18 protein-coding genes are annotated in these 21,506 nt (G+C 66.9%); 3 read left to right on the top strand and 15 right to left on the bottom strand.

Annotated features, from left to right (window positions below):
• Nucleotides 1–94 precede the first annotated feature (94 nt).
• Entirely contained in the window at nucleotides 95–1,630 is a 1,536-nt protein-coding gene (locus CUJ90_RS26495; RefSeq protein WP_114164206.1) for an ATP-binding protein, read from the bottom strand.
• A gap of 344 nt (nucleotides 1,631–1,974) precedes the next feature.
• Nucleotides 1,975–2,442: a hypothetical protein gene (locus CUJ90_RS26490; RefSeq protein ID WP_114164702.1), complete on the bottom strand. Its 468-nt coding sequence runs from the start codon at nucleotides 2,440–2,442 to the stop codon at nucleotides 1,975–1,977.
• A gap of 259 nt (nucleotides 2,443–2,701) precedes the next feature.
• On the opposite strand from CUJ90_RS26490, the gene CUJ90_RS26485 reads away from it, so the two are divergent.
• Complete coding sequence (locus tag CUJ90_RS26485) at nucleotides 2,702–4,099, top strand: cytochrome ubiquinol oxidase subunit I (RefSeq protein WP_114164205.1); 1,398 nt, start codon at nucleotides 2,702–2,704, stop codon at nucleotides 4,097–4,099.
• Nucleotides 4,100–4,124: 25 nt separating this feature from the next.
• Nucleotides 4,125–5,114 carry a cytochrome d ubiquinol oxidase subunit II gene (locus CUJ90_RS26480; protein WP_114164204.1) on the top strand — a complete coding sequence of 330 codons (990 nt, stop codon included), beginning with the start codon at nucleotides 4,125–4,127 and terminating at the stop codon, nucleotides 5,112–5,114.
• A 112-nt stretch (nucleotides 5,115–5,226) separates the two neighbouring features.
• On the opposite strand, the gene CUJ90_RS26475 is transcribed toward CUJ90_RS26480, so the two are convergent.
• The 10 genes from CUJ90_RS26475 to poxB form a co-directional block, all read right to left on the bottom strand.
• Nucleotides 5,227–5,643 carry a DUF3331 domain-containing protein gene (locus CUJ90_RS26475; RefSeq protein WP_114164203.1) on the bottom strand — a complete coding sequence of 139 codons (417 nt, stop codon included), beginning with the start codon at nucleotides 5,641–5,643 and terminating at the stop codon, nucleotides 5,227–5,229.
• On the bottom strand, nucleotides 5,564–5,770 hold the full coding sequence (locus CUJ90_RS32920) for a hypothetical protein (protein WP_167449679.1): 207 nt from the start codon (nucleotides 5,768–5,770) through the stop codon (nucleotides 5,564–5,566). The genes CUJ90_RS26475 and CUJ90_RS32920 overlap by 80 nt, the downstream gene beginning before the upstream one ends.
• Nucleotides 5,757–6,710, bottom strand: coding sequence for a helix-turn-helix transcriptional regulator (locus CUJ90_RS26470; protein WP_114164202.1), 954 nt, complete (start codon nucleotides 6,708–6,710; stop codon nucleotides 5,757–5,759). Before CUJ90_RS26470 ends, CUJ90_RS32920 begins: the two co-directional genes overlap by 14 nt.
• Nucleotides 6,711–7,086: 376 nt before the next feature.
• Entirely contained in the window at nucleotides 7,087–7,758 is a 672-nt protein-coding gene (locus CUJ90_RS26465) for a response regulator transcription factor (RefSeq protein WP_114164201.1), read from the bottom strand.
• Between the two features lie 291 nt (nucleotides 7,759–8,049).
• Nucleotides 8,050–8,487, bottom strand: coding sequence for a PRC-barrel domain-containing protein (locus tag CUJ90_RS26460; protein WP_073432285.1), 438 nt, complete (start codon nucleotides 8,485–8,487; stop codon nucleotides 8,050–8,052).
• Between the two features lie 196 nt (nucleotides 8,488–8,683).
• Entirely contained in the window at nucleotides 8,684–9,676 is a 993-nt protein-coding gene (locus CUJ90_RS26455) for an HlyD family secretion protein (RefSeq protein ID WP_114164200.1), read from the bottom strand.
• A gap of 84 nt (nucleotides 9,677–9,760) precedes the next feature.
• Entirely contained in the window at nucleotides 9,761–9,964 is a 204-nt protein-coding gene (locus tag CUJ90_RS26450) for a DUF1656 domain-containing protein (protein WP_083081366.1), read from the bottom strand.
• Entirely contained in the window at nucleotides 9,948–11,447 is a 1,500-nt protein-coding gene (locus CUJ90_RS26445) for an efflux transporter outer membrane subunit (RefSeq protein WP_167449685.1), read from the bottom strand. Before CUJ90_RS26445 ends, CUJ90_RS26450 begins: the two co-directional genes overlap by 17 nt.
• 101 nt (nucleotides 11,448–11,548) lie before the next feature.
• Nucleotides 11,549–13,732, bottom strand: a complete 2,184-nt coding sequence (locus CUJ90_RS26440) for an FUSC family protein (RefSeq protein WP_114164199.1) — start codon at nucleotides 13,730–13,732, stop codon at nucleotides 11,549–11,551.
• Nucleotides 13,733–13,740: 8 nt separating this feature from the next.
• The gene (gene poxB / locus CUJ90_RS26435; protein ID WP_114164198.1) at nucleotides 13,741–15,462 is read right to left on the bottom strand and encodes a ubiquinone-dependent pyruvate dehydrogenase; all 1,722 of its coding nucleotides are present in this window, start codon (nucleotides 15,460–15,462) and stop codon (nucleotides 13,741–13,743) included.
• Between the two features lie 321 nt (nucleotides 15,463–15,783).
• Here poxB and CUJ90_RS26430 point away from each other — a divergent pair, with 321 nt between their 5' ends.
• Nucleotides 15,784–16,704 carry a LysR family transcriptional regulator gene (locus CUJ90_RS26430; RefSeq protein WP_083081370.1) on the top strand — a complete coding sequence of 307 codons (921 nt, stop codon included), beginning with the start codon at nucleotides 15,784–15,786 and terminating at the stop codon, nucleotides 16,702–16,704.
• Between the two features lie 21 nt (nucleotides 16,705–16,725).
• Here CUJ90_RS26430 and CUJ90_RS26425 read toward each other — a convergent pair whose 3' ends face one another.
• From CUJ90_RS26425 to CUJ90_RS26415, 3 genes are all read right to left on the bottom strand, one after another.
• Nucleotides 16,726–19,719 carry an ATP-binding protein gene (locus tag CUJ90_RS26425; protein WP_114164197.1) on the bottom strand — a complete coding sequence of 998 codons (2,994 nt, stop codon included), beginning with the start codon at nucleotides 19,717–19,719 and terminating at the stop codon, nucleotides 16,726–16,728.
• A 196-nt stretch (nucleotides 19,720–19,915) separates the two neighbouring features.
• Nucleotides 19,916–20,440: a DUF3331 domain-containing protein gene (locus tag CUJ90_RS26420; protein WP_083081374.1), complete on the bottom strand. Its 525-nt coding sequence runs from the start codon at nucleotides 20,438–20,440 to the stop codon at nucleotides 19,916–19,918.
• Nucleotides 20,441–20,606: 166 nt separating this feature from the next.
• Entirely contained in the window at nucleotides 20,607–21,497 is an 891-nt protein-coding gene (locus CUJ90_RS26415) for an alpha/beta fold hydrolase (RefSeq protein WP_244220040.1), read from the bottom strand.
• Nucleotides 21,498–21,506: the final 9 nt, after the last annotated feature.

Raw genomic sequence — 21,506 nt, 5'->3', positions numbered from 1 at the left:
CCACATCATGCGTGTAGATCATATTCGGCGCGATTGCCGCGGCGGCCGGGGTGCGCAGGGGTTCGGCGCGGGTTCGCCGAGGATTGCGCGCCGTTCATCCCGGCGCGATCGAACTCAGCGCACGCTCGCGGCCGGGCGCGCCCGCAACGACGCCGCGCGTGTAACGCTGCTCGTACGCCGGCTCCAGATAATCGGCGCCGCGCGCGTGGACCTCGTCCGCCTCGCCCGATTCGTATAGCTTGCACAGCGCGTATTCACGCGTCGTTTCAAGCAGGAAATACGCCTTGACCGTGCTGTCGAAGGTTGTCATGACGAGGCACTTCGACGCAAGCCCCACCATCGCCTCCGTCACCTCGTTGCGCGACAGACGCTCGCACGTTGCGATCGCGCAAGCCGCGTCCAGCGAAAAACGCGCCGGAAACACGCCGAGCCGGTGCAGCACGAGTCGTTCCGTCTCGTCGAGCAGACGGTAGCTCCAGTCGAGCGCCGCGGCCAATGTCTGCTGCCGCGCCGGCGCGGTGCGCCGCCCGCCGGTCAGACAGCGGAAGCGGTCGTCCATCTCGGACAACAGCTTGCGAATCCCGAACACGCCCGCGCGCGCCGCCGCGAGTTCGAGCGCGAGCGGCACGCCGTCAAGCCGACGGCAGATCGTCGCGATCATGTCGAGGCTGTCGCGCTCGCTCGTGAAATCGGCATTGAGCGCATCGAGCCGCGCAAGAAACAGTCCGACCGAAGCGCAGGCGAGAATGCGCTGCGAAGACGCGTCGAGATCCGGCGTGTCGAGCGGCGGCACCCAGTAGAACTTTTCGTCGCGGGTGCGCAGGGGTTCGCGGCTCGTCGCGAGAATGCGGACCTCGGCGCTCGCCTGAACGAGCAGTTCGCACACCGTTGCCGCCGACTCGATCACGTGCTCGCAGTTATCCAGCAGGATCAGCAGCTTGCGCCCCGCGATCGCGGCGACGAGGGTTTCGGGCGTGAGCGCGCCATCGGCATCGTCCGCGCCATCGCCGCGCCGAACGCCCAGCGCTTCGGCGAGCGTGCCGACGATGCACTGCCCGCGCTCCACCGAAGCGAGCGCGACGAAGCACACTTCGACGTCCGCGGTCGCCGCGACTGCCGCAACCGCCGCAACCGCGATGGCGAGCTGCGTCTTGCCGATGCCGCCCGGCCCGAGCAAGGTGACGATCGGCGTGCCCGTCAGCGCGCCGCCGATCTCGGCGATCGCCGCATCGCGCCCGATCAGCGGCGCATGGCACACCGGCAGGCCGCTCAGTTTTCCGGGTTCCGTGCGGCCGGCATGGATGGCGCCGGCGTCGGCCATGCCGAGCGTCGCGCTTTCCTCGACCGGCGCGGCCAGGCGATAGCCGCGCCCGGATATCGTGCGGATCACGTCCTTGTCCGCGCCGAAAATCTTCCTGAGCGCCGACAACTGCACGTGGATATTGTTTTCCTCGACCACCGACTTCGGCCACACCTCACGCAAAATCTCGTCCTTGGTCACGGTCTTTCCTCTCGCGTTGATCAGCAGTTCGAGGATGTCGAACGCGCGTGAACCCACCTGAACCAGTTGACCGTCCAGGTAAATCTCGCGCATTTCCAGTGATACGGTAACTCGACCGATCTTTATCATGCTGCACTCACGCCTGGTTGGTTAGCGGAACGGGCACGTTCGAAGACGCCGCCCCGTGCATCCCGTGTCGGGGGCGAAGCGCTTGTCGTCAGAAGCATGGTAGGGGGGAATCTCCTCTGAAACCATTATCCATAGGGATATGACGCCGGCGCTTGCCGCACGCTTGTGCTTGCTCTTGTGCTCGCGCTTGTGTCCACTCTCGCCCGCGACGCGCCGCAAACGGCGCGGATCGCGAGCCGGCAAGCCCTGGCGGCTCGGGCATCCAGCGCGGGCCGCGGCATCACGGCCTGGCATTCACACCTTGGTATAACCCGATGCGCGCGGGCAGCGGCACGCGTCACGGCTCACGCCTCGTCGGGATAGATGCCGGCCGACACGAGGCAAACGAACGCGCTCGCCTTCAACACGCATTCCACCGAGGATAGAACGAAGCCCAGCGGGAACACCCGGTATTCGGCAGGCAGGCCGAACGCCACCGCCATCAATCCGATCGTGCACAGAAACGCGTAGACGATCCGCGCCGCGCGGTTTCCGGCCAGAACGAAACCGACCAGCGCCACCCACAGCAGCTTGGCGACGATGCACGCGGCCGCCTCGCTCGCCGAGCGGCTCGCCCAGACTTCGAACGGCAACTCGCACAGCGACCACACGCCCGTCGCGATCACGACGAAGCGGGTCCAGCGTCCGAGAGCCGGTTGCGGAGCCGGCATGTTGTGCGCGTGCGGGTCGTGCAGCGCGGCGCGGTTCGTCCGCGTCCAATATCCCAACTCGCCGCCGTTCATCTCGTGGTGTGACTCGTTCACATATCGCATCGTCGTTCTCCGGTTTTCTTGCGGACGGGTCTTCGTGCGTTCGCGCAGCGGCCCACGTTCGACACCATTATTCGGCGACGCGACTCGCCGGGCTTTCGAATCGTCCGCGAGGTTTCGTAAATGCACGGCGCGCCGCCACGCGCATGGCGCGGCATGCGCGTCCGCCAGCGTGCGAATCGGCAACAGCGGGGCATTTGAACAAGTGCCGCGCGCGACCCGAGCCCATGCTTGAGCCTCATGTCGAACGCCGGAGCCCACCATGCATGTCAGTGACGTACTCGATCTGTCGCGCGCGCAGTTCGCGATGACGGCGATCTTCCACATCCTGTGGCCGATTCTGACGATCAGTCTGTCGGCCTTTCTCGTGCTGATCGAAGTGCTGTGGCTCAGAACCGGCAACGTCGTCTATTACCGGCATGCGCGCTTCTGGAGCAAGCTGCTGGTGCTGAATTTCGCGGTCGGCGTGGTGAGCGGCATTCCGATGGAATTTCAGTTCGGCACCAACTGGGCCGGCTTTTCGCGCTACAGCGGGCAGTTCTTCGGCAACATTCTCGGCTTCGAAGGCGCGATGGCCTTCATGCTGGAGGCCGGCTTCATCGGCGTGATGCTGCTTGGCTGGGGACGCGTGCCGCGCGGCGTGCATCTGTTCGCCACCTCGATGGTCGCGCTCGGCTCCAGCATCTCCGCGTTCTGGATCATGGTCGCCAATTCGTGGATGCAGACGCCCGCCGGCGTCACGGTGCAAAACGGCAAGCTCGTCGTGACGGATTACGTGGCGGCGATCTTCAATCCCGACATGGTGTGGGGCGTCACGCACATGTGGGTGGCCGCGATCGAAACCGGCATGTTCGTGATCGCGGGCATCTCGGCGTGGCATCTGTTCAGGCGGCGTCATCCCGAGTTCTTCGCGCGCTCGTTCAGGCTCGCGCTGACGGTGCTGGTGTTCGCCGCGCCGCTGCAGATCTGGCTCGGCGACGCGAGCGGCGGCAGCGTGTTCAGGACACAGCCGGCCAAGGGCGCGGCGATCGAGGGGCATTGGATCACCAACGCGCCCGGCACCGGCGCGTCGTGGTCGCTGCTCGCGTGGCCGAATCAGGACGCGCAGCGCAACGACTGGTCGCTCGAAGTGCCCGGCATGCTGAGCGTGCTCGGCACTCATACGCTGCACGGCCAGGTGAAAGGGCTCACCGATTTCCCGCGCGCCGATCAGCCGCCGATGATTCCGCTCCTCTATTACGCGTTCCGCGTGATGGCGGGCATCGGTTTTCTTTTCATGCTGCTGGCGTTCTGGACCGTCTGGGTCTTGCGACGGACGCGCGGCAGTCTCGAAGCGTTGCTCGCGCAACGCAAGCTGCTGCTCGCGTGGGTGCTGTGCATTCCGCTGCCCTACGTCGCCGTGGAGGCCGGCTGGATCGTGCGCGAGGTGGGACGCCAGCCCTGGGTGGTGTACGGGCTGCTGCGCACGCAAGACGCGGTGTCCGCCGTCGCCGCCTCGTCGGTCACGCTGAGCATGGCGATGTTCGTTGCCTTTTACGTCGTGCTGCTCGTCACGTTCTTCGTGCTGGCGCGCAACTGGCTGAAGACCGGCCCGGACCTCACGTTGAACCCGCCCGCTCCTCTCAACGCCGAGGCGGCGGTCAAGCTCACCGAGTACTAAAACATTTTCGTCGCGAGGATATCTCATGGACAGCTCCACTCACACGATGCTCGCCGTCACCTGGTTCGGCCTGATCGGACTCATGCTGGCGTTCTACGTGATCACCGACGGCTTCGATCTCGGCATCGGCATACTCAGCCTGTTGCGCAAACGCCGCGAGGATCACGACGTCATGGTGCAAACCATCGGCCACGTTTGGGACGCCAATGAAACGTGGCTGGTGGTGGTGGGCGGCGCGCTGTTCGGCGCGTTTCCCGACGCGTATGCGCTGCTTCTGCAAGACCTGTATCTGCCGGTGATGTCGCTGATCGCGGGGCTCATCATGCGCGGCGCGGCGATCGAATTCCGTCATGGCGTGGCGCACGGTCCGTGGTGGGACAAGGTGTTCGGCATCGGCAGCCTGGTCGCCGCCCTCGCGCAGGGCATCGTGCTCGGCAAGGTCATCACCGGATTCGTTCCCGGCGCGCGTGGCGACGTGTTCGTCGCCGTGTCGGCGCTCGGCGTGGTGGCCGGCTATTCGCTGCTCGGCGCGACCTATCTGGTCAAGAAAACCGTGGGCACGCTCGAACAATGGGCGCGCCGCCTTGCCTTGCTCTGCGCGTCGATCACCGTCGCGGCCGCCGTGCTGCTGACCGCCGCCACCTGGTTCTTCAGCGAGGTCGGCCACGAGCGCTGGACCCAACCCGGCGTGTTCCATTTGCTGCTGGCGCTCGGCGCCGCCGCCGCACTCGCCTTCGCGGCGATCATGGCGTCGCTCTATCTCGGCAGCGCCGGCGTGCCGTTTCGCGCGTCGGTGACGCTTTTCGTGCTCTCGTTCGCCGGGCTCGCGATCAGCCTCTTTCCCGACTTCGTTCCGGGCAAGCTGGGCATCGTCGAAGCGGCGTCCGATTCGGCGACCCTCGTCTTCATGCTGATCGGCATCGGCCTGATCTTCCCGGTGATGATCGGCTACAACCTCTACCAGTACTACATTTTCCGTGGCAAGGTGGTGGGCGGCTCGGAGGCGGGCGAATGAGGGAAGCAGGCGCGGCGGCAAATAAAAATGCGCCGGCCGTCGATGCGATTTCGCATGGACGGCCGGCGCGGGTAGTGTGAGCGCCGATGTCGCGGCGCTCGAGCGGACAAGTTCAGAGCGTGTCGGCTTCGTGCAGCACCGAGCGCAGAATCATCGCGCCGGTGTTCAATGGCGCGGGACGGCACGGACGCGGCTTGTAGATCGCATCGCCCGGCCGGATCGCACGGCCGCTCATCGCGCACACGCCGGCCATGCGCGCGCGGCAGGCGTGCCACACCTGGTCGCCATAGGAGCAATGGGTGGAGTCGCGCCATGCGATCGTCGCGGTGGATTGCGAAGGCCGGTCGATCAGTTGCACCTGAACGTCGCTGCGTGCGCTCATGAACGGCGGCATCGCGCCTTTGCGTGGGCGCCCCGCCGCCAGCGCGGCGATTTCGGCCATGCCGGAATCAGGCGCCCCGGACAAGACCGACAACAGACCGATGGTTCGCATCCACGGATCGTCGCTGCATTTCGCATTCGCCTGCATGTTCGCTCTCCAGTTTCCAGAAATCGGGTTGATGGTCGAGGCCGTCGCGCGACGCCGCGTCATCGGACTGCCGCAAGAAGGTTTCGCTGACCGCGAGAAACGCATGAATTCGCTCACCGATCGACATGGACCCGGGTCCTCCAGCAATACGGCGTATCGCCGACCAGGCGCTTGAACACCGTCGTAAAGTGAGCCTGGGTGCGAAAGCCGCAACTCAAGGCGACGTCGAGCACTTTGTGTTTCGGTTCGAGCAACAGGCGCTGGGCGTGTTCGATGCGCCGGCGCACCAGATATTCGTGCGGACGCATGCCCGTCGCGACGCGAAACTGCGAAGCGAAATGCATTCGCGTGAGTCCCGCGCTGTGCGCGATATCCTCGAGTCCGATCGGGTCGGCGAGATGCGCGTCGATGAATTCGACGGCGCGGTTCAGCCGCCATGAAGGCAACGCAAGGGCCGCGCGGGTCTCACGCCTCGCCTCGCCGAAGTGGCGCGCCACCACGCGCGAGACGATCGCGAGGCCGACGCTCTCGGCGAACACCTTGCCGAGCACGGCGTCGTCCGACTGCGACACGGCGAGCGCCTGCCCCAGCCGTTCCAGCGCCGGATCGCGCACGAGCCGCGGCTCGTCGATACGTATTTCACCGGCATGCGGACGACCGAAGCGGTCTTCGTAACACTCGGCGAGCACCTGTTGCGAGACGAACAGATGCAGCACGTCGGCGGGCGATTCGAATACGGCGCTGCACGGCACCCTGGGCGCGGTGATCTGCGCGGCCCCCGCGCCGAGCCGGCCGTGAACCAGCGTGCGCCCGGCATGGGCAAAGGTCAGCGAGGTGCACTTGAGGTTCACCGCGATGCAGTGATGCGCCGCGCTGCCGGCGCTGGCGACCGCGAGCGGAGCGGAATCGTTGTGAATCCAGCGCGACACGACGAGATCGCGCGGCGGCGCACCGGTGTCGGCATGCGCGGGAGAGCGCCATTGACGCTCGATGCCGATCGGGCTTGCCCGGTCGTCGTGAACGGCATGCGAGGCGGGTTCGGCATACAAAGGCAGCGGGCTGAGCATGGTTTAGCCATCCGATACAGTGGTGATGCAACGCCCCGAAAAACAGGCGCCGCGATGACTCCACGGTAACGCACCGCAAACCCGTCAACCAGCCTACATACGGTTGCCCGAAACGACCAATGGTAGGGCCGACTCATATCTAGGTTTAATCATGCCGCCGGGCGTGACACGGCACGCCGCAGCCTGCCGGCCACGGGCATGGAGCAAGTGAAATGCATGAGCGGTGCTGCTTCGATCCGAAGCGAAGGCGCGGGTCGGCGGCGCGTCGTCGTAAGCCATTCTGCGTAAGCCATGCGGCGCAAGCGGATGAAACGCGGGGGGTTCATGTCGCGCTATCCGGCGAGCCGCGCACTCGACTGCGTGGTGAACTGCGCGCTCAGCCGCGCGCGGCGCGCGCCACAGGCACCGAGGTGATGCCCAATGCCTCGGCCTTCAGCACGAAGTCCGCGAGCGAGCGGGCGCCCATCTTCCTCATGGCCTGCCCGCGATGGATCTTCACGGTGATTTCGCTGAGGTTCATCTCAGCCGCGATCTGCTTGTTCATCAACCCCGTCACGACGAAGCCCATGACCTCGCGCTCGCGCGGCGTCAGCGATTCGTAGCAGCGGCGCAGATCCGCGACCGAGCGGCTCGCCTCGCGCCGCGCCGCGTCGGTGGCGAGCGCCTGCTCGACCGCGTCGAGCATGTCCTGGTCGCGAAACGGCTTGGCCAGGAAATCCTGCGCGCCCGCCTTCATCGCCTTCACGGTCATCGCGATGTCGCCGTGCCCGGTCATGAAAACGATCGGCAAGCCGAGCCGCGCCGCCGTGACCTGTTCCTGCACGACAAGGCCGCTTTGTCCTTTCAGGCGAACGTCGAGCACGAGGCAGCTCGGCACGTCGGGCATGTCGAACGCGAGAAACTCCTGCGCGGAAGCAAAGATCTCGACCTTCAGCCCGACCGAGCGCAACAGCCGGCGCAAGGATTCGCGCATCGACTCGTCGTCGTCCACCACGTAGACCACGGCATCGCCATTATCGGTTTCGTTGCTTTCCACCTCGTTCCTCATACGGTCGCTGTCGTTGGACGGACAGGTAAAACGCGGCACGCGTTCTCAGGATCGCTCGTGACCATGAACGGCGGCGATCCCAAGCCGCGCGCGACGAGCGCCGGCGTACAAAAACGGAACGAAGCGGCGCGGACCTGATGTGATGCACATCATGCGCGAGCCCGCGTCGATGCGGTACTTAACTTATCTTAATCGCACAAACGCACCCGCCCCTGCTTGTCTAGACAGGCAGGGGCCGATGCTTTCCTGAACCACGGGCTCGCGCGGCAAGCCCGTGGCGCGGTCATCGCTTCAATGGTGGCCGAAGTCCTTGCGTGCGATCGGAACGGTGCGCACCTTCGTATACCTGAACGCCGGAATCGACTTGAGCGCGTCGCGCGTGGCGCCGGCCCAGACGAGCTTGCCGCTCACATAATCGAGTTGCGACATCGGCACCGCCACGTCGTGCTGCGAGACGCCGAGAAACTGATGGGCCGCCACGATGGCGAACGACACGGCGTTATCCGGCGCGATGATGATGTCGTGCAGCACGCCGACCTTTTCGCCGCTGTCGTTATAGATCGCCTTGCCGAGCAGGCTTTTCTTCGCGCTCCAGCCTTCGACGATCAGTTGATCCTGTTCGACCGACACGCCGATGGTCTGCGCACCCGCCACCTGCGCGCTGGCCGGCTGGCAGAGCGCACCGAACGCCGACGCTGCCAGAAATACGATTGCCCACTTTGCCTTCATGATGTTCTTCTCCAGATGAGTTGATTCCAACCGATGGTCGGCAACACGGTGACGGCGCGGCCGGCGTGATCCGCCGATGTCTGCCGATGTCTGCCGATATCCGCCTACGCGCCCTGCCTGTGTCGCGCTGTTGAACACTGTGGGCCAGTTCGCGGCGCGCCGTTTTCCAATTCGCACGATCGCAGCGCGTGCCGGTTCACGACGCCGCGCCTGTGCCCTCGGCAGCAGCGGATTGACCGGCCCGCGGCTTCAAGGTCACCGTGCAGGTCATGCCGGTCGCGAGCTTGATGCCGGCCGGAATCCGGTCCAGATGCACCCGCACCGGCACCCGTTGAGCCAGCCGCACCCACGTGAAAATCGGGTTGACGTCCGCGAGCAGATCGCCGTTGCTAAACGGGTTGTCGCGATCGGCGATGCCGCTCGCGAGACTGTCGACGTGCCCGTGAATCTCCTCGCCGCCCGACAGCAGCCGCACCACGGCCTGATCGCCGACCTGCACGTTGGGCAGCTTGGTCTCCTCGAAATACGCATAGACCCAGAACGAGTGCGAGTCGATCAGCGCCATGCGCGCGACGCCCGCCGTGGCGAAATCGCCGGGATACAGGTTCAGGTTGGTGATGAAGCCGTCGGCGGGCGCGCGCACTTCGCTGCGCGCGAGGTTGAGCGCCGCCGTCTGTTGCGCGACCACGGCGGCCTTGTACATGGCTTCGGCGGCGCTGTAGGCAGCCACGTCGGCGGCATACGCGGACTGCGACTGCCGCGCGAGCGAGGCCGCATCGGCACGGCTTTCGTCGGAGATCACGTCGCCGCCCAGATTCGCCCGGCGCGCCGCCTGCGCGCGCTTCATCGCCAAGTCGGTTTCGCTGCCCGCCACGCGCGCCCGCGCCTGCGCCATTTGCGCCCGCGCCCGCTCGAGGTCCGCGTCGGCTTGCGCCAGCGCATAGCGGAAACGGGCCGGGTCGAGCACGAACAGAATGTCGCCCTGGCGAACCCGTTGGTTGTCTTTCACGCGCACTTCGCTGACGAGGCCCGACACGTCGGTCGCGACCTGCACCACGTTCGCGCGGACGCGGCCGTCGCGGGTCCACGGCGCGTACATATAGTCGAGCCACAGCAGGCGCACCAGCACGATCGCCACCAGCAAAAGCGTGAGGGTGACAAGCGCGCGCAGGAGGGATTGCGTTTTCATCTTCTATGCTTGAGCGTTAAGTGCGGTGAGCCTTCGGAGCGTTGCTGGGAGCCTCGCTTTGGCAAGCGTGCAGGCGCGCGGGATTCATGGCCGCAACAGCAGCAGTGAAGCGCCGCTGAACATCGCGGCGAACAGCGCGACGCGAAAGAGCCCGGGGTGCCACGCGTAGCGATACACACCCACGCGCGCCAGCAGCAAATCGACGACGACGAAAACCGCCACGCAGCCCACGAGGATCGGCAGCAGCCCTGGCACCAGCAGCGAGAACAGTTCAATTTCGCCGGGCATCGTCCGCTCCTTGCGACGCATGTTCAGACGAGGCGGACGTCGTGGACGTCGCGGACGTCGACCCATAACCGCCGCCCAGCTCCTTCATCAACAAGGCCCACGCGTCGAGGCGCTGCGCCTGCACCGTCGCGAGACTTTCCGCCTGTTGCAGTTGTGCGTTCTGCGCGGCCAGCACGTTGAGAAACTCGGTGATGCCGCTGCGATAACCGGCATCGGCGAGCCGGAACGAACGGCGCGCGGCATCGAGCGTGGTTTCAATCGACGCCTGCTGTTCATCGAGCGAGCGCAGCGAGACCACCTGCGCCGCGATGGCCTGCATCGCGTTCACCACGCTCTGGTTGTACGCGTCGACCGCCGCGTCCCGCGACGCGACCGCCACGCCGTAACGGCCGCGGCGGCGGCCGCCGTCGAAGATCGGCAGCGAGATCGCCGCGCCCACCCCGTGACCCATGCCGTCGCTGTTCAGGAAGTTCAGGAACCCGCCGAAGGTCGCCGCCGAACCGAACGACGCGGTCGCCAGCAAATCGATGTCGGGATAGAAATCGGCGTGCGCGGCGTCGATGCCCTTGTCCGCTTCCAGCACGCGCCAGCGCGCCGCCACCACGTCCGGCCGATGGCCGACGAGTTCGGCGGGCAAGCGCGCGGGCAGCGCCACCGGCACGCTCAACGCAAGGCTCGGCCGGCGCAGCGAATCGCCGAAACCCGGTCCCTTGCCCGCGAGAGCCGCGATGCTGAGCCGGCTCAACGCGAGCTGCTGCTGGGCCTGCTGCGCGCGCGTCGTGCTCATCGCGTATTGCGTCGACGCCTCGCTCACCTCCAACTGGCTGCCGACACCCGCGCGCCAGCGGCGCGTCGCGATGTCGAGCGTGCGCTGCTGCTGGTCCTGCATGGCGCGGTAGACATCGAGCAATGCGTATTGCAGCGAGAAGCGCACATAACCGCGGACCATCGCGGTCTGCAATTCGAGTTGCGCGAAGCGGGCGTCGGCGGCCGCCGCATGCAGGTTGTCGAGCGCGCCCTCGCGAAGCGCGCGCGCCTTGCCCCACAGGTCGAGGTCATAGGAGAGATCCGCTGTGACGCTGTTGCTCCACACCGTCGTGCCGCCCGGCGGCGCGGGCGTGGTGTAGCGGGCGTAGCGCCGGCGCTGGAAGTCGCCGCCGGCGTTCAGTTGCGGCAACGTGTCCGCGCCGGCGATGCTGGCCTGGAATGCCGCGGCGTCCACGCGCGCTTCGACGGCGCGCAAGCCTGGGTTGCCCGCGGTCGCGTCGCGCACCAGCGTGTCGAGCTGCGGATCGTTCCATTGACGCCACCAGCCGTCGTCGGGCCATTTCGCGTCCGCTTGCGTGTCGCGCAGCGCGACGCCGGGGTCGAGCGTCGCGGGATCGAGCAGCGATTCGCGCGGACGGATGCCGCCGCTGTCGATGCACGCGCACAGCATGAGCGCGGCGGCAAGCGCCGGCGCGAGGGAGCGAAGCGGTTGCATCGGCGGGCGCGCCCGCATTCCCGCCCTCGCGAACGTGCGAGTCCACGCGCTGACAAGCAGCCCGCGGACCAACGCCATCACGCGCGGCAGGGCAAGCGTCCTCATACGGCCGCCTTCGCCGCGCGCCACAGCGGCAAGCTCTCGTCCTGCAACGTGAGTTCGGTGAAGTGCAGCAGCGCCCGCATCCGGCAGCGCGCGAGCAGCATCGGGCCGACCGCCGGGTCCTGCGCGAACGGCAGCGCAACCAGGGCGCGCCGGGTCGCGGCGACGGCGTTTTCGCCGGCCTGCGGCGTCATGGCGGTGAACACCTCGGCCAGCGCCGCGAGCCACGCGCGCTGCACCTCCGGCCAGCTTGCCGGCAGCGTGTCGCCGAGTTGTTCGGTGTCGAGCCGCATCTGGATCATCGCCCGGCCGAGTTCCAGCGCGGCGAACGCCCAGCCGATCAGGCCATTGCGGTCCACGCGCGCGTCCGCCGGCGCCGACGCGATCTGAATGATGAAATCGCGCAGATGCGCCTCGAACGACAACAGCAGTTCATCGTCGAGTTCGGCGTCGGGCGCGGTGTGCGCCACCAGCGCGCGAATCTGCTTCAGGTATTGCGCGGTGATCCAGTCGCCCGCGCGCGGCACGATGACCGAAAAAGCGACCGCGGCGGCCGCGATGCCGAACAGCAAGGCGAAACCCGTGTCGAGATAGGCGCTCGGGTTGTACACGGTCGGATTCGAAATGCCGACGATAAAGCAGAAATAGATGCTGAAACCCAGCCCGAGAACCGCCGTTTTCGCAAACGTATTGATGTAGCTGCCAGCCATCACGAAGATCGCCATCGACGACGCCAGCAACACGAAACCGTCGAGGCGCGGCAGCAGGAAGAAATTGAACGCGAAGCCCGCGAGCCAGCCGGCGAGGCAACCGCAGAAGATCTGCCAGCTCGCGACGGCGGGGTTCGGCGCGAGCGCGAACAATGCGCTGGTAATCGCCACCGCGACGATCGCGCTCGCCCCGCCGACCCAACCGGACGCGAGCCACGCCGCGCCGACCAGCGACACGGCGACGGCCGCGCGCATGCCGGCGATCATCGCGGCCGTGCGATTGGCCGTCGCGCGCGTGGTGCCGATGCGCCCGATGCGGCCGAGCGCCTGAAGCACCGATTGCGACCACGGGCGCCGGTCGGCGCTGCGCGCTTCGACGTAGCTGCTGCACAGCACGCGCAGATCCGCGATCGAAAAAAACAGCGCCGCGCCGGTGGTCGCGACGAACTGGCGCTGACGCGGCGACACGTCCGCGAGCGAATCGAGCAGCGTGCCCAGTCGCGCGGGCAACGCCTGTTCGAACGCGGCAAGCCGGCCCGGCAAGGTCTCGATCCGTTCCAGCGTGAGCGCCCCGGCCGGCGAGCCGCGCGGCACGATCGCGAGCAACCCGCCGATCAGCGCGTCGACGGCGGCTTGCGCGCGCGGCTCGGCTTCGGCGGCCACGCGCGCCTTCAATTGATGCAGCGCGTGCAGCCACGCGACGCTGTCGAGAAAACTTCTGTCGAGATCGAGAAACACGTGGCCGTGCAGGCGGATCGATGGGTCCTCGAACACCGCGCCGCTGCGCAGGCTTTCCACGCCCGCGCGCTCGCGGATCAGGCCGAGAAAAGTATCGAAGCCGGCCGCGGCGGACCCGCGTTCGAGCATGGCATGCAGCGCATCCAGCAGGTTCGCGAAGTTCTTCTGGCTCGACGCATACAGCGCCGGCGCGACCCGCCGCGGCCACACCAGCGCGCTGACCAGACTTGCGCAGACCACGCCGATCACCACCTCGCTGACCGTGTACACCACGTTGTCGAACACGCCATACGGATCGGGCCAGGCCGGTATCGCGGTGATGGCCGTGCCGTAGCCGGTCAGCACGAAGCCGTATGACTGGAAGTTGCGGTAGTACGACGCGCCGAACACGCACGCGCCGATCCACGCCGCCAGCGCGATGAAGAACAGCAGCGGCTGCTGCGCGAACCAGGCGATCAGCACGAGCCCGGCCAGGCTGCCGCATACCATGCCCAAGCCGCGATAGAAGCCGCGCGCGATCACCATGCCGCTTTGCTGATGCATCATCACGATGACGACGGACACCATCGCGGTGCCGGGTGAGCGCAGTTCCAGACGCATGCACAGCCCCATCGCGAGGGCGGCCGCGAGCGCCACCTTCGCCATGTGAAGGAAGCGCGGCGCGTCGTCGCTCCAGTACGTCTTGAGCTCGTCGCGTAGTCGCGGCCACGCCGCGCCGCCGGCATGCGGGGTCATCGCCGGATCTATCGCAGGTTGGTGCGCGCGAGTTCGACGATCTCGTCGCCGCGCCCGCTCAGGATCGCCCGCATCATGTAGAGGCTGAAGCCCTTCGCTTGCGAGAGCTCGATCTTCGGCGGCATCGCGAGTTCGTGTTTCGACGTGACGACGTCCACGAGCGCGGGGCCCGGATGCGCGAACGCCTGCTTCAGCGCGCCCGCCACGTCTTCCGATTCCTCGACGCGGACGCTGAAAATGCCCGCGCCTTTCGCGATCGCCGCGAAGTCGGTCTTGCTGAGGTCGACGTTGGTATCGAGGTAACCGCCCGCCTTCAATTCCATCGACACGAAGCCGAGCAGGCTGTTGTTGAACACGACGATCTTGATCGGCAAATCGAGCTGCCGCGCGGTGAGCAGATCGCCGAGCATCATCGACAAACCGCCGTCGCCCGACAAGGACACCACCTGCCGGCCCGGATGCGCGCCTTGCGCGCCGAGCGCCTGCGGCATCGCGTTCGCCATCGAACCGTGGTTGAACGAGCCGTGCAGTTGGCGCTTGCCGTTCATCGTCAGATAGCGGGCGGCCCAGACGGTCGGCGTGCCGACGTCGGCGGTGAAAATGGCGTCGTCGTCCGCGGCTTCGTCGATCAGCCTCGCCAGATATTGCGGATGAATCGGGCGGCCCGCGCCGGAAGGCGTCGCCAGATCGTCCAGCCCCTTGCGGGCCGACGCATAGTGCTTGCGCGCGTTGTCGACGAAGCCGCGGTCGGTCTTGCGATCGAGCCTCGGCAGCGTGGCCGCGATCGTTTCCTTGACCGTGCCGACCAGCCCCAGCGCGAGCAGCGCGCGGTGGCCGAGCTTCGAGCCCTTCCAGTCGATCTGGATGATCCTGGCATCGGCCGGATAGAACGGGCGATAAGGAAAGTCGCAGCCGAGCAGCAGCAGCGTGTCGCACGACATCATCGCGTGATAGCCCGAACTGAAGCCGATCAGCCCGGTCATGCCGACGTCGTAGGGGTTGTCGTATTCGATGAACGGCTTGCCGCGCAGCGCGTGGACCACCGGCGCGCCGAGCGTGTCGGCGAGCGCCACCACTTCGTCGTGCGCGCCCTGCACGCCGCTGCCGCACATGATCGTCACCGCGTCCGACTCGTTGAGCATGGCCGCGAGGCGATCGAGGTCGGCCTCGGCGGGCATGATCGTCGGCGGCGCGCTGTGCGTCCACGACGGCAGTTCGGCGGGTCCCTCCGACAACGCGACGTCGCCCGGCAACACGATCACCGCGACGCCGCGCTCCTCGATCGCGGTGCGCATCGCGCGCGCCAGCACGCGCGGAAACTGCGACGCGGACGACACCAGCTCGACGTAATGGCTGCACTCCTTGAACAGTTCCTGCGGATGCGTTTCCTGAAAGTAGCCGAGCCCGATTTCCGTCGACGGAATATGCGCGGCGATGGCCAGCACCGGCTGATGATTGCGATGGCAATCGAACAAGCCGTTGATCAGATGCAGGTTGCCCGGTCCGCAACTGCCCGCGCACACGGCGAGGCGTCCGGTGGAAGCCGCGTCGGCGCCGGCGGCGAACGCGGCGGCTTCCTCGTGGCGCGTGTGCATCCAGCGGATCGATCCGGCTTGATCGAGGGCGTAGGCGAGTCCGTTCAGGCTGTCGCCCGTCACGCCCCAGATCCGTTCGACGCCCGCCGCGGCGAGCGTGCCCGCGAGATATCCGGCAATGGTGCTGTTGGCCATGCTTGACTCCTTGTCACGGAAATTGAAGATCAGCCGGGCGCCGGCGCACATCGCGGCGGCGCCCTGACTGATCTGAAGAATACTCGCCGCCGCCGTGCGCGGCCTGTGCGAGTCGAGTCAGCTAAATCGAGTTAGCTAAAGCTAGGGGAAGGCGGAGTAAATGTCCTGAAACCAGGCTGAAAACACCTGAATCGATCTGCTCGACGCGGCGCACGGCATGCGGCCGGCACGGAGCCGGCCATGGCGCCGGGCACGGCGGGCGCGCTGAAATCCAGTATCCTGAACGTCCCGCCGACACCCCCGACAATCCGCCTCCTCGTCATGAACCTATCCTTTGAAGTCCTCCAGGCGCTCGATGCGATCGATCGAACCGGCACCTTTGCAAGCGCCGCGGAAACGCTTCACAGGGTGCCCTCGTCGCTCTCCTACCTGGTTCAGAAGCTCGAACTCGATCTCGGCGTCAAGCTGTTCGACCGCACGGGCCGGCGCGCGACGCTCACGCACGCGGGGCGCGTGGTGGTCGAGGAAGGGCGGCGGCTGCTGGAAGCGGCGGAAGACCTCGAATGCAAGGCGAGAAGAATCCAGCACGGCTGGGAATCCGAGTTGCGCATCGCCGTCGATGAAATCATTCCGTTCGACCTGATCTGGCCGCACGTCAGCGAGTTTTACAAGCTGAAGCTGGACACGCGGCTGCATCTGTCGACCGAAGTGCTGGGCGGTTCGTGGGACGCGCTGTTGACGCGCCGCGCGGATCTGATCGTCGGCGCGGCGGGCGATCCGCCGCAGATTCCTCATCTGGTCGCGAAGCCGATCGGCTCGCTGCGGCATGTGTTCGTGGTGGCGCCCGATCATCCGCTCGCAGTGATGCCGGAGCCGCTCACGCTGGACGTCGTCGCGCGCCATCGCGCGGTCGCGATCGGCGATACGTCGCGCAAGCTCGCGCCGCGCACGATCGCGCTCGCCGCCAATCAGGAGGTGCTGACGGTGCCGACGCTCGAAGCCAAGCTCGCCGCGCAGATCAAGGGGCTGGCCGCGGGCACGATTCCCGAATGCCTTGCGATCGAGCCGATGAACCGGGGCGAACTGGTGAAGAAAGAAGTGCTCGGCATGCGCGAGCTCACGCATTTCTATCTCGCATGGCGCGAAGATGAAAGCGGCAAGGCGCTGCAATGGTGGGTCGAGCAGTTGGACCGGCCGGACCTGATCGACGACGTGGCGCGACAGCGGGCACTGCAAGGGTGAGCGACGTTCTAGCCGGTTCTTCTAGCCGGGTTCGTTGATCTCGCCCGACGGCGGTTCGTCGAACGGGCGGGCCGTAATGTCCGTATCTACGTCCGGGTCCGCGCCCACATCCGGGTCCGCTCGTGACGCAGCGCCGCGCGCTTCATCGACAAGCCGCAGCAACGCGATCGCCTCGTTGAAGTCATCGAGATCGAGCCCTTCGGTGAGCCGCGCGCAGGCGGACTTCAGCAACTGCCCGGCTTCGCCGTTGCGGCCCTGAGCATGCCAAAGCCGGCTCAGGCTGGTCGCCGCCCGCAATTGCAGCGAGCGGCAGCCTTGCGCCAACGATTCGTCGAGCGCCGCGCTCAGGCACGCTTCGGCGTCGGTCGCCGTGTCGCCATAGGGCGGCTCGCCGGCATACGCCATCAGCAGCAACTCGCCATGCACGCGCCTGAGTTCGACCGTGTACCAGTGATCGCCGCTTTCGTCGCATTGCGCGAGCGCCTCCACCACCGCGGCGATGCCCTCGTCGCGCCGCCCCGCGCGGCCCAGCGCGAGGCTGTATTGCGCGGCGAGCAGCGCGCGCGGCGCGCCGTATTCGAGCGCGTCCATCTCGTCCAGCGCCGCGCCGAACGCCTGCAAATGCGGCGGCGTGGCTTCGTCCAGCGAGCGCAGGTAGGCGTCGAAACAGCGGCAGCACACTTGCGACACGCTCAGGCCCGCGCGCGCCGACACCTCGCGCAGCAACGCTATCGCCTCGGCGGCCCGCTCGCGCAGGCCCGCCAGCAGCGCGAGCGGCACCTCGGCCTCGACCAGCACGTAGCACGTGACGATGGACTGTTCCTGCCCGCAGGCATCGACCACGCACTCCGCCGCCATGCCGAGCGCCTGATCGCGCAAGCCCTGGAGCCATAGCACGCGCGCCAGCGTCGCGCGGCCCACCACGCGCTGATCGACGGACTGCCCGAGCGGCAGCCGATGCCGCAAGCTGCCGGTGTGCTGTAGAAACTGTTCCAGCGACGCCCGCGCCTGCTGCTGATCGCCCGCGTGATGCGAGGCGATGCCGAGCAGCCGGTACGCGAGGATCGCGTTGCTCGCGTCGCCCGTCTCGGCGGCGAGCGAGCCGAAGCGCTGCGCGAACGCGAGCGCATTGCGCGCCGCGCCGGACGACTGACTTGCGTTCCACATGCCCCACAACGCGCGCGCTTCGAAGCGCTGCTCGCCCAGCGCGATGGCCAGCGCCAGCACCTCGGCCCAGATGCCGAGGGTCTCGCGGTTCGGTCCGCTGACATAGACGAGCGCCGCGGCGAGCGCGGCCAGCAGTTGCATGCGCACGCGCAGATGCCGGCTCGCGCGCGAGCCCTGATGCGCGGCGGCCACCGTGTCGAGCGCGCGCCGCGCCCACGCGCAGCATTCGTCGACCAGCGAAAGCTCGTACAGCAACGATACGACCTTCACCGCGAGCGCTTCGCCCAGCGCCTGGTCGCCCTTCGGCGAGAGCGCCCAGGCCAGCGCGGCGCGCAGGTCGTCGAGCAGATCGCGCATCTGCTGCTGCCATGCGTCCGCGTAAGCGCTCGCCGGATTCCTGCCGGCCGATGCTTCGCGTTCGAGCAGGCTCGCGAAGTAGCGCGCGTGATGCAGCGTGACGAGACGCCGCTCGCCGTTGTCGTCCAGCTTTTGCAGCGCATAGGCGCGCGTGGTTTCCAGCAGGCGATAGCCGGTTTTGCCGCGCACCACGCAGGTCACCACCAGCGATTTCTCGACCAGGCCGGAGAGCGCGGCGACCACTTCGGCGTCGCTCGATGCGCCGTCTCCGGCGACCGCGATCGCCGCTTCCAGCGTGAAGCTGTTGACGAAGATGCCGAGCCAGCGAAGCGTGGCGCGCCCGGTTTCGTCGAGCAGCGCATGGCTCCAGTCGAGCGTCGCCTTCAGGGTCTGGTGGCGCGGCAATGCCGTGCGGTTGCCGCCCGTCAGCATGTTGAAGCGGTCGTCGAGATGATCGGCGAGCGTTTCGATGCCGAGTATCGCGGCGCGCGCCGCCGCAAGTTCGATCGCGAGCGGAATGCCGTCGAGCCGGCGGCACACGGTGCCGGTCAGATGGATGCTGCGCTCGTCGGACGAAAACCGCGCGTCCATCGCGCGGGCGCGCGACAGGAACAGCTTGACCGCGCTGCGTTGCAGAACGTCCTCGCTCTGATCGTCCTGGCCGGGCACCTCCAGCGACGCGACCCAGTACAGGTGCTCATCGGCGACGCGCAACGGCTCGCGGCTGGTGGCGAGAATGCGGGTGGCCGCGCTTACGCTCAACAACGTCTCGGCCAGTTCGGCGGCGGGGCCGAGCACGTGCTCGCAATTGTCGAGCACGAACAGCACGCGCCGTCCGCCCAGCTCCTTGCTGACCCGCGCGAGCGTGAGCGGGCCGGCCGCCGCCTTCACGCCGATGCTGTTGGCGAACATGGCGAGCACGCTGTTCGAATCCGACGTGGACGCGAGCGATACCAGATAGACGCCGTCGGGAAAGTCCGCGAGCAGGCTGCGCGCGACCTCGATCGCGAGCCGCGTCTTGCCGATGCCGCCCGAGCCGACGAGCGTGACGGTGCGCGCGGAGGCGAGCGCGAGCGCAACGTTCTCGATGGCTTGCTCGCGGCCGATCAGCGCCGACAAACTCGCGGGCAGATTATTGGGCACCGTGAGCGCGGGCGCGGCGCGCTCCGCGGCGTCGGGCTTGCCGGCCAGGATCGCGGACGGGTCTCTCAGCACCAGCCGGTAGCCTCGCCCGGAGACGGTCTGTATCAGGCCGCGGCTCTCGCCCAGCACTTTGCGCAGCGCGGACATATGCACCTGAAGATTGTTCTCTTCAACGATCGTGTCGGGCCATACCTGCTTGAGAATGTCGTTCTTCGATACGAGCGCGCCATTGGCGGCGATCAACACGGCGAGGATGTCGAACGCACGGCTGCCGATGCGCACAGGCTGTCCGTCGAGAAACAGCTCTCGACTGGCAAGGTCCACCTGAAGGGGGCCGATGCGGATCATTGCGGGAATATCCAGGACTTGCGGGGAAAAGAACCACCGCCGACGGACCGGTCGGCGTTGTGCCCCGAAGTCTAGACCAAGGCCGGGTGCCCATGCGCGGAAAAAAATGAACCTATCGTTCGAATTTTTTGTACTGTGAGAGCGCGCACGGAGCGACGCAATGCGGCCGCGATGTAGTTGCCGAACCACCGACGCGCTAGCGCGCGTCGCCCTTCATTCCCATGCACGGCATGCATGCGATCACGGAAGCGAGAATCATCGCTCCGGCATTCACCGGGACCGCGCTGCGCACCCTCGGCTTGTAGATCGGATCATTACGGCGGATGATCGCGCCGCTCAGCGCGCAGCGTCCCTTGAGACGCGCACGGCAGGCGATCCACACCTGGTCCGCGTAACGGCAGCGGGTGGCGTCCTGCCAGAGCACGGCGATCGACGTGTCGGACAAACGCTCGATCACCTCGACCTGGACGTGCCGCGACGGCGCGTTCAAGGCGGCGCGATCGATCCGCGGCCTGAGAAGATACGCCTCGCCTTCGGCTTCGCTGCGATAGCCGGCGAGCAGCCGGCTGATCACGTGATCCCACACGGGGGCGCGCGCATCGCGGCCGGCGTCGCATGATGCCGCCGGGTTCTCGGCGGCCGCGCAACAGCCTTCACGGCGGCTGCCCGCTTCCGGTCGAAGCGCATCCGTGCGTGGCTTCAAGGGGCTTTCGATCTGCATCGCGCTTCTCCCTAGCGTGTTACTCGCTTCGTTCCATCGAGCCGCGGCGTTCGCGCCGGCCGGTCGCAGGCGAGACCAGCGGGCATGCCGTTCGTGAAGTGCAATGAGGTGCAATGAAGCGCGATGAACCGCGATGAACTTTAGCACGCTCACGCCCGCCGCCCGCTCAGGCACCGGTCCAGTCGCGCAAGAAATCCACCAGCAGTTCATTGACCCGCTCCGGCTGTTCCTCTTGCGGCAAGTGTCCGCAACGCGCGATCGGCTCGGCGCGCAGATCGGTCGCCATGCTTTCCCACACCGCCTTCATGTCGAACATGCCGCCCACCGCGTAGAAGTCCTCGCCCCATAGCGCCATGGTCGGACACGCGATTTTCGTGTCGGCATCGACGAGATCCTGCGCGACGTCTTCCGCGTTCGCGCGGTAATCGGCCATCGCGCCGCGCACCGCGCCGGGGCGCTTATACGCCTTCACATAAGTCTCGAAGTCCGCGCCTTCGATGGTGTGCGGGTTGTAGCACCAGTCCGCGAAGAAGTGATGCAGCCACTCGGCTTCCTTGCCCGCGATCAGCGTTTCCGGCAGGTCCGCCACCAGATGGAACAGGAAGAACCAGTAGGCGCGCGCGGTCTGCGGATTCATGTTTTGCGCGACCACCCGCGTCGGCACGTTATCCATCACGACGAGCCGGTCGACCCGCTCGGGGTGATCCTTGGTGAGACGCGTCGCCACGCGCGCGCCGCGGTCGTGCCCGACGAGCGCGACCTTGCCGATGCCGAGTTCGTCGAGCAGACGGACGATATCGAGCGCCATGTTGCGCTTGTCGTAGCCCGAACCGGGCTTGTCGGTCTCGCCATAACCGCGCAGATCCGGCGCGATGACGCGATAGTGGCGAGCCAGCACCGGAATCTGATGGCGCCACGCAAAGCCCGTTTCGGGAAAGCCATGCAGCAGCACGACCACCGGACCGCTACCGGCATCGAGGTAGTGCTGCCGGATGCCGTTCGCACGGCGCGTGTGATGCGTGATGTCGATCGCTTCGTTTTCCATTTCCGTATTCATCTCGTGTTC

Origin of the sequence: Paraburkholderia terricola (assembly GCF_003330825.1) — a bacterium.
In the GTDB taxonomy this organism is placed as follows: domain Bacteria; phylum Pseudomonadota; class Gammaproteobacteria; order Burkholderiales; family Burkholderiaceae; genus Paraburkholderia; species Paraburkholderia terricola.
This window is presented reverse-complemented; position numbering and strand designations above follow the sequence as displayed.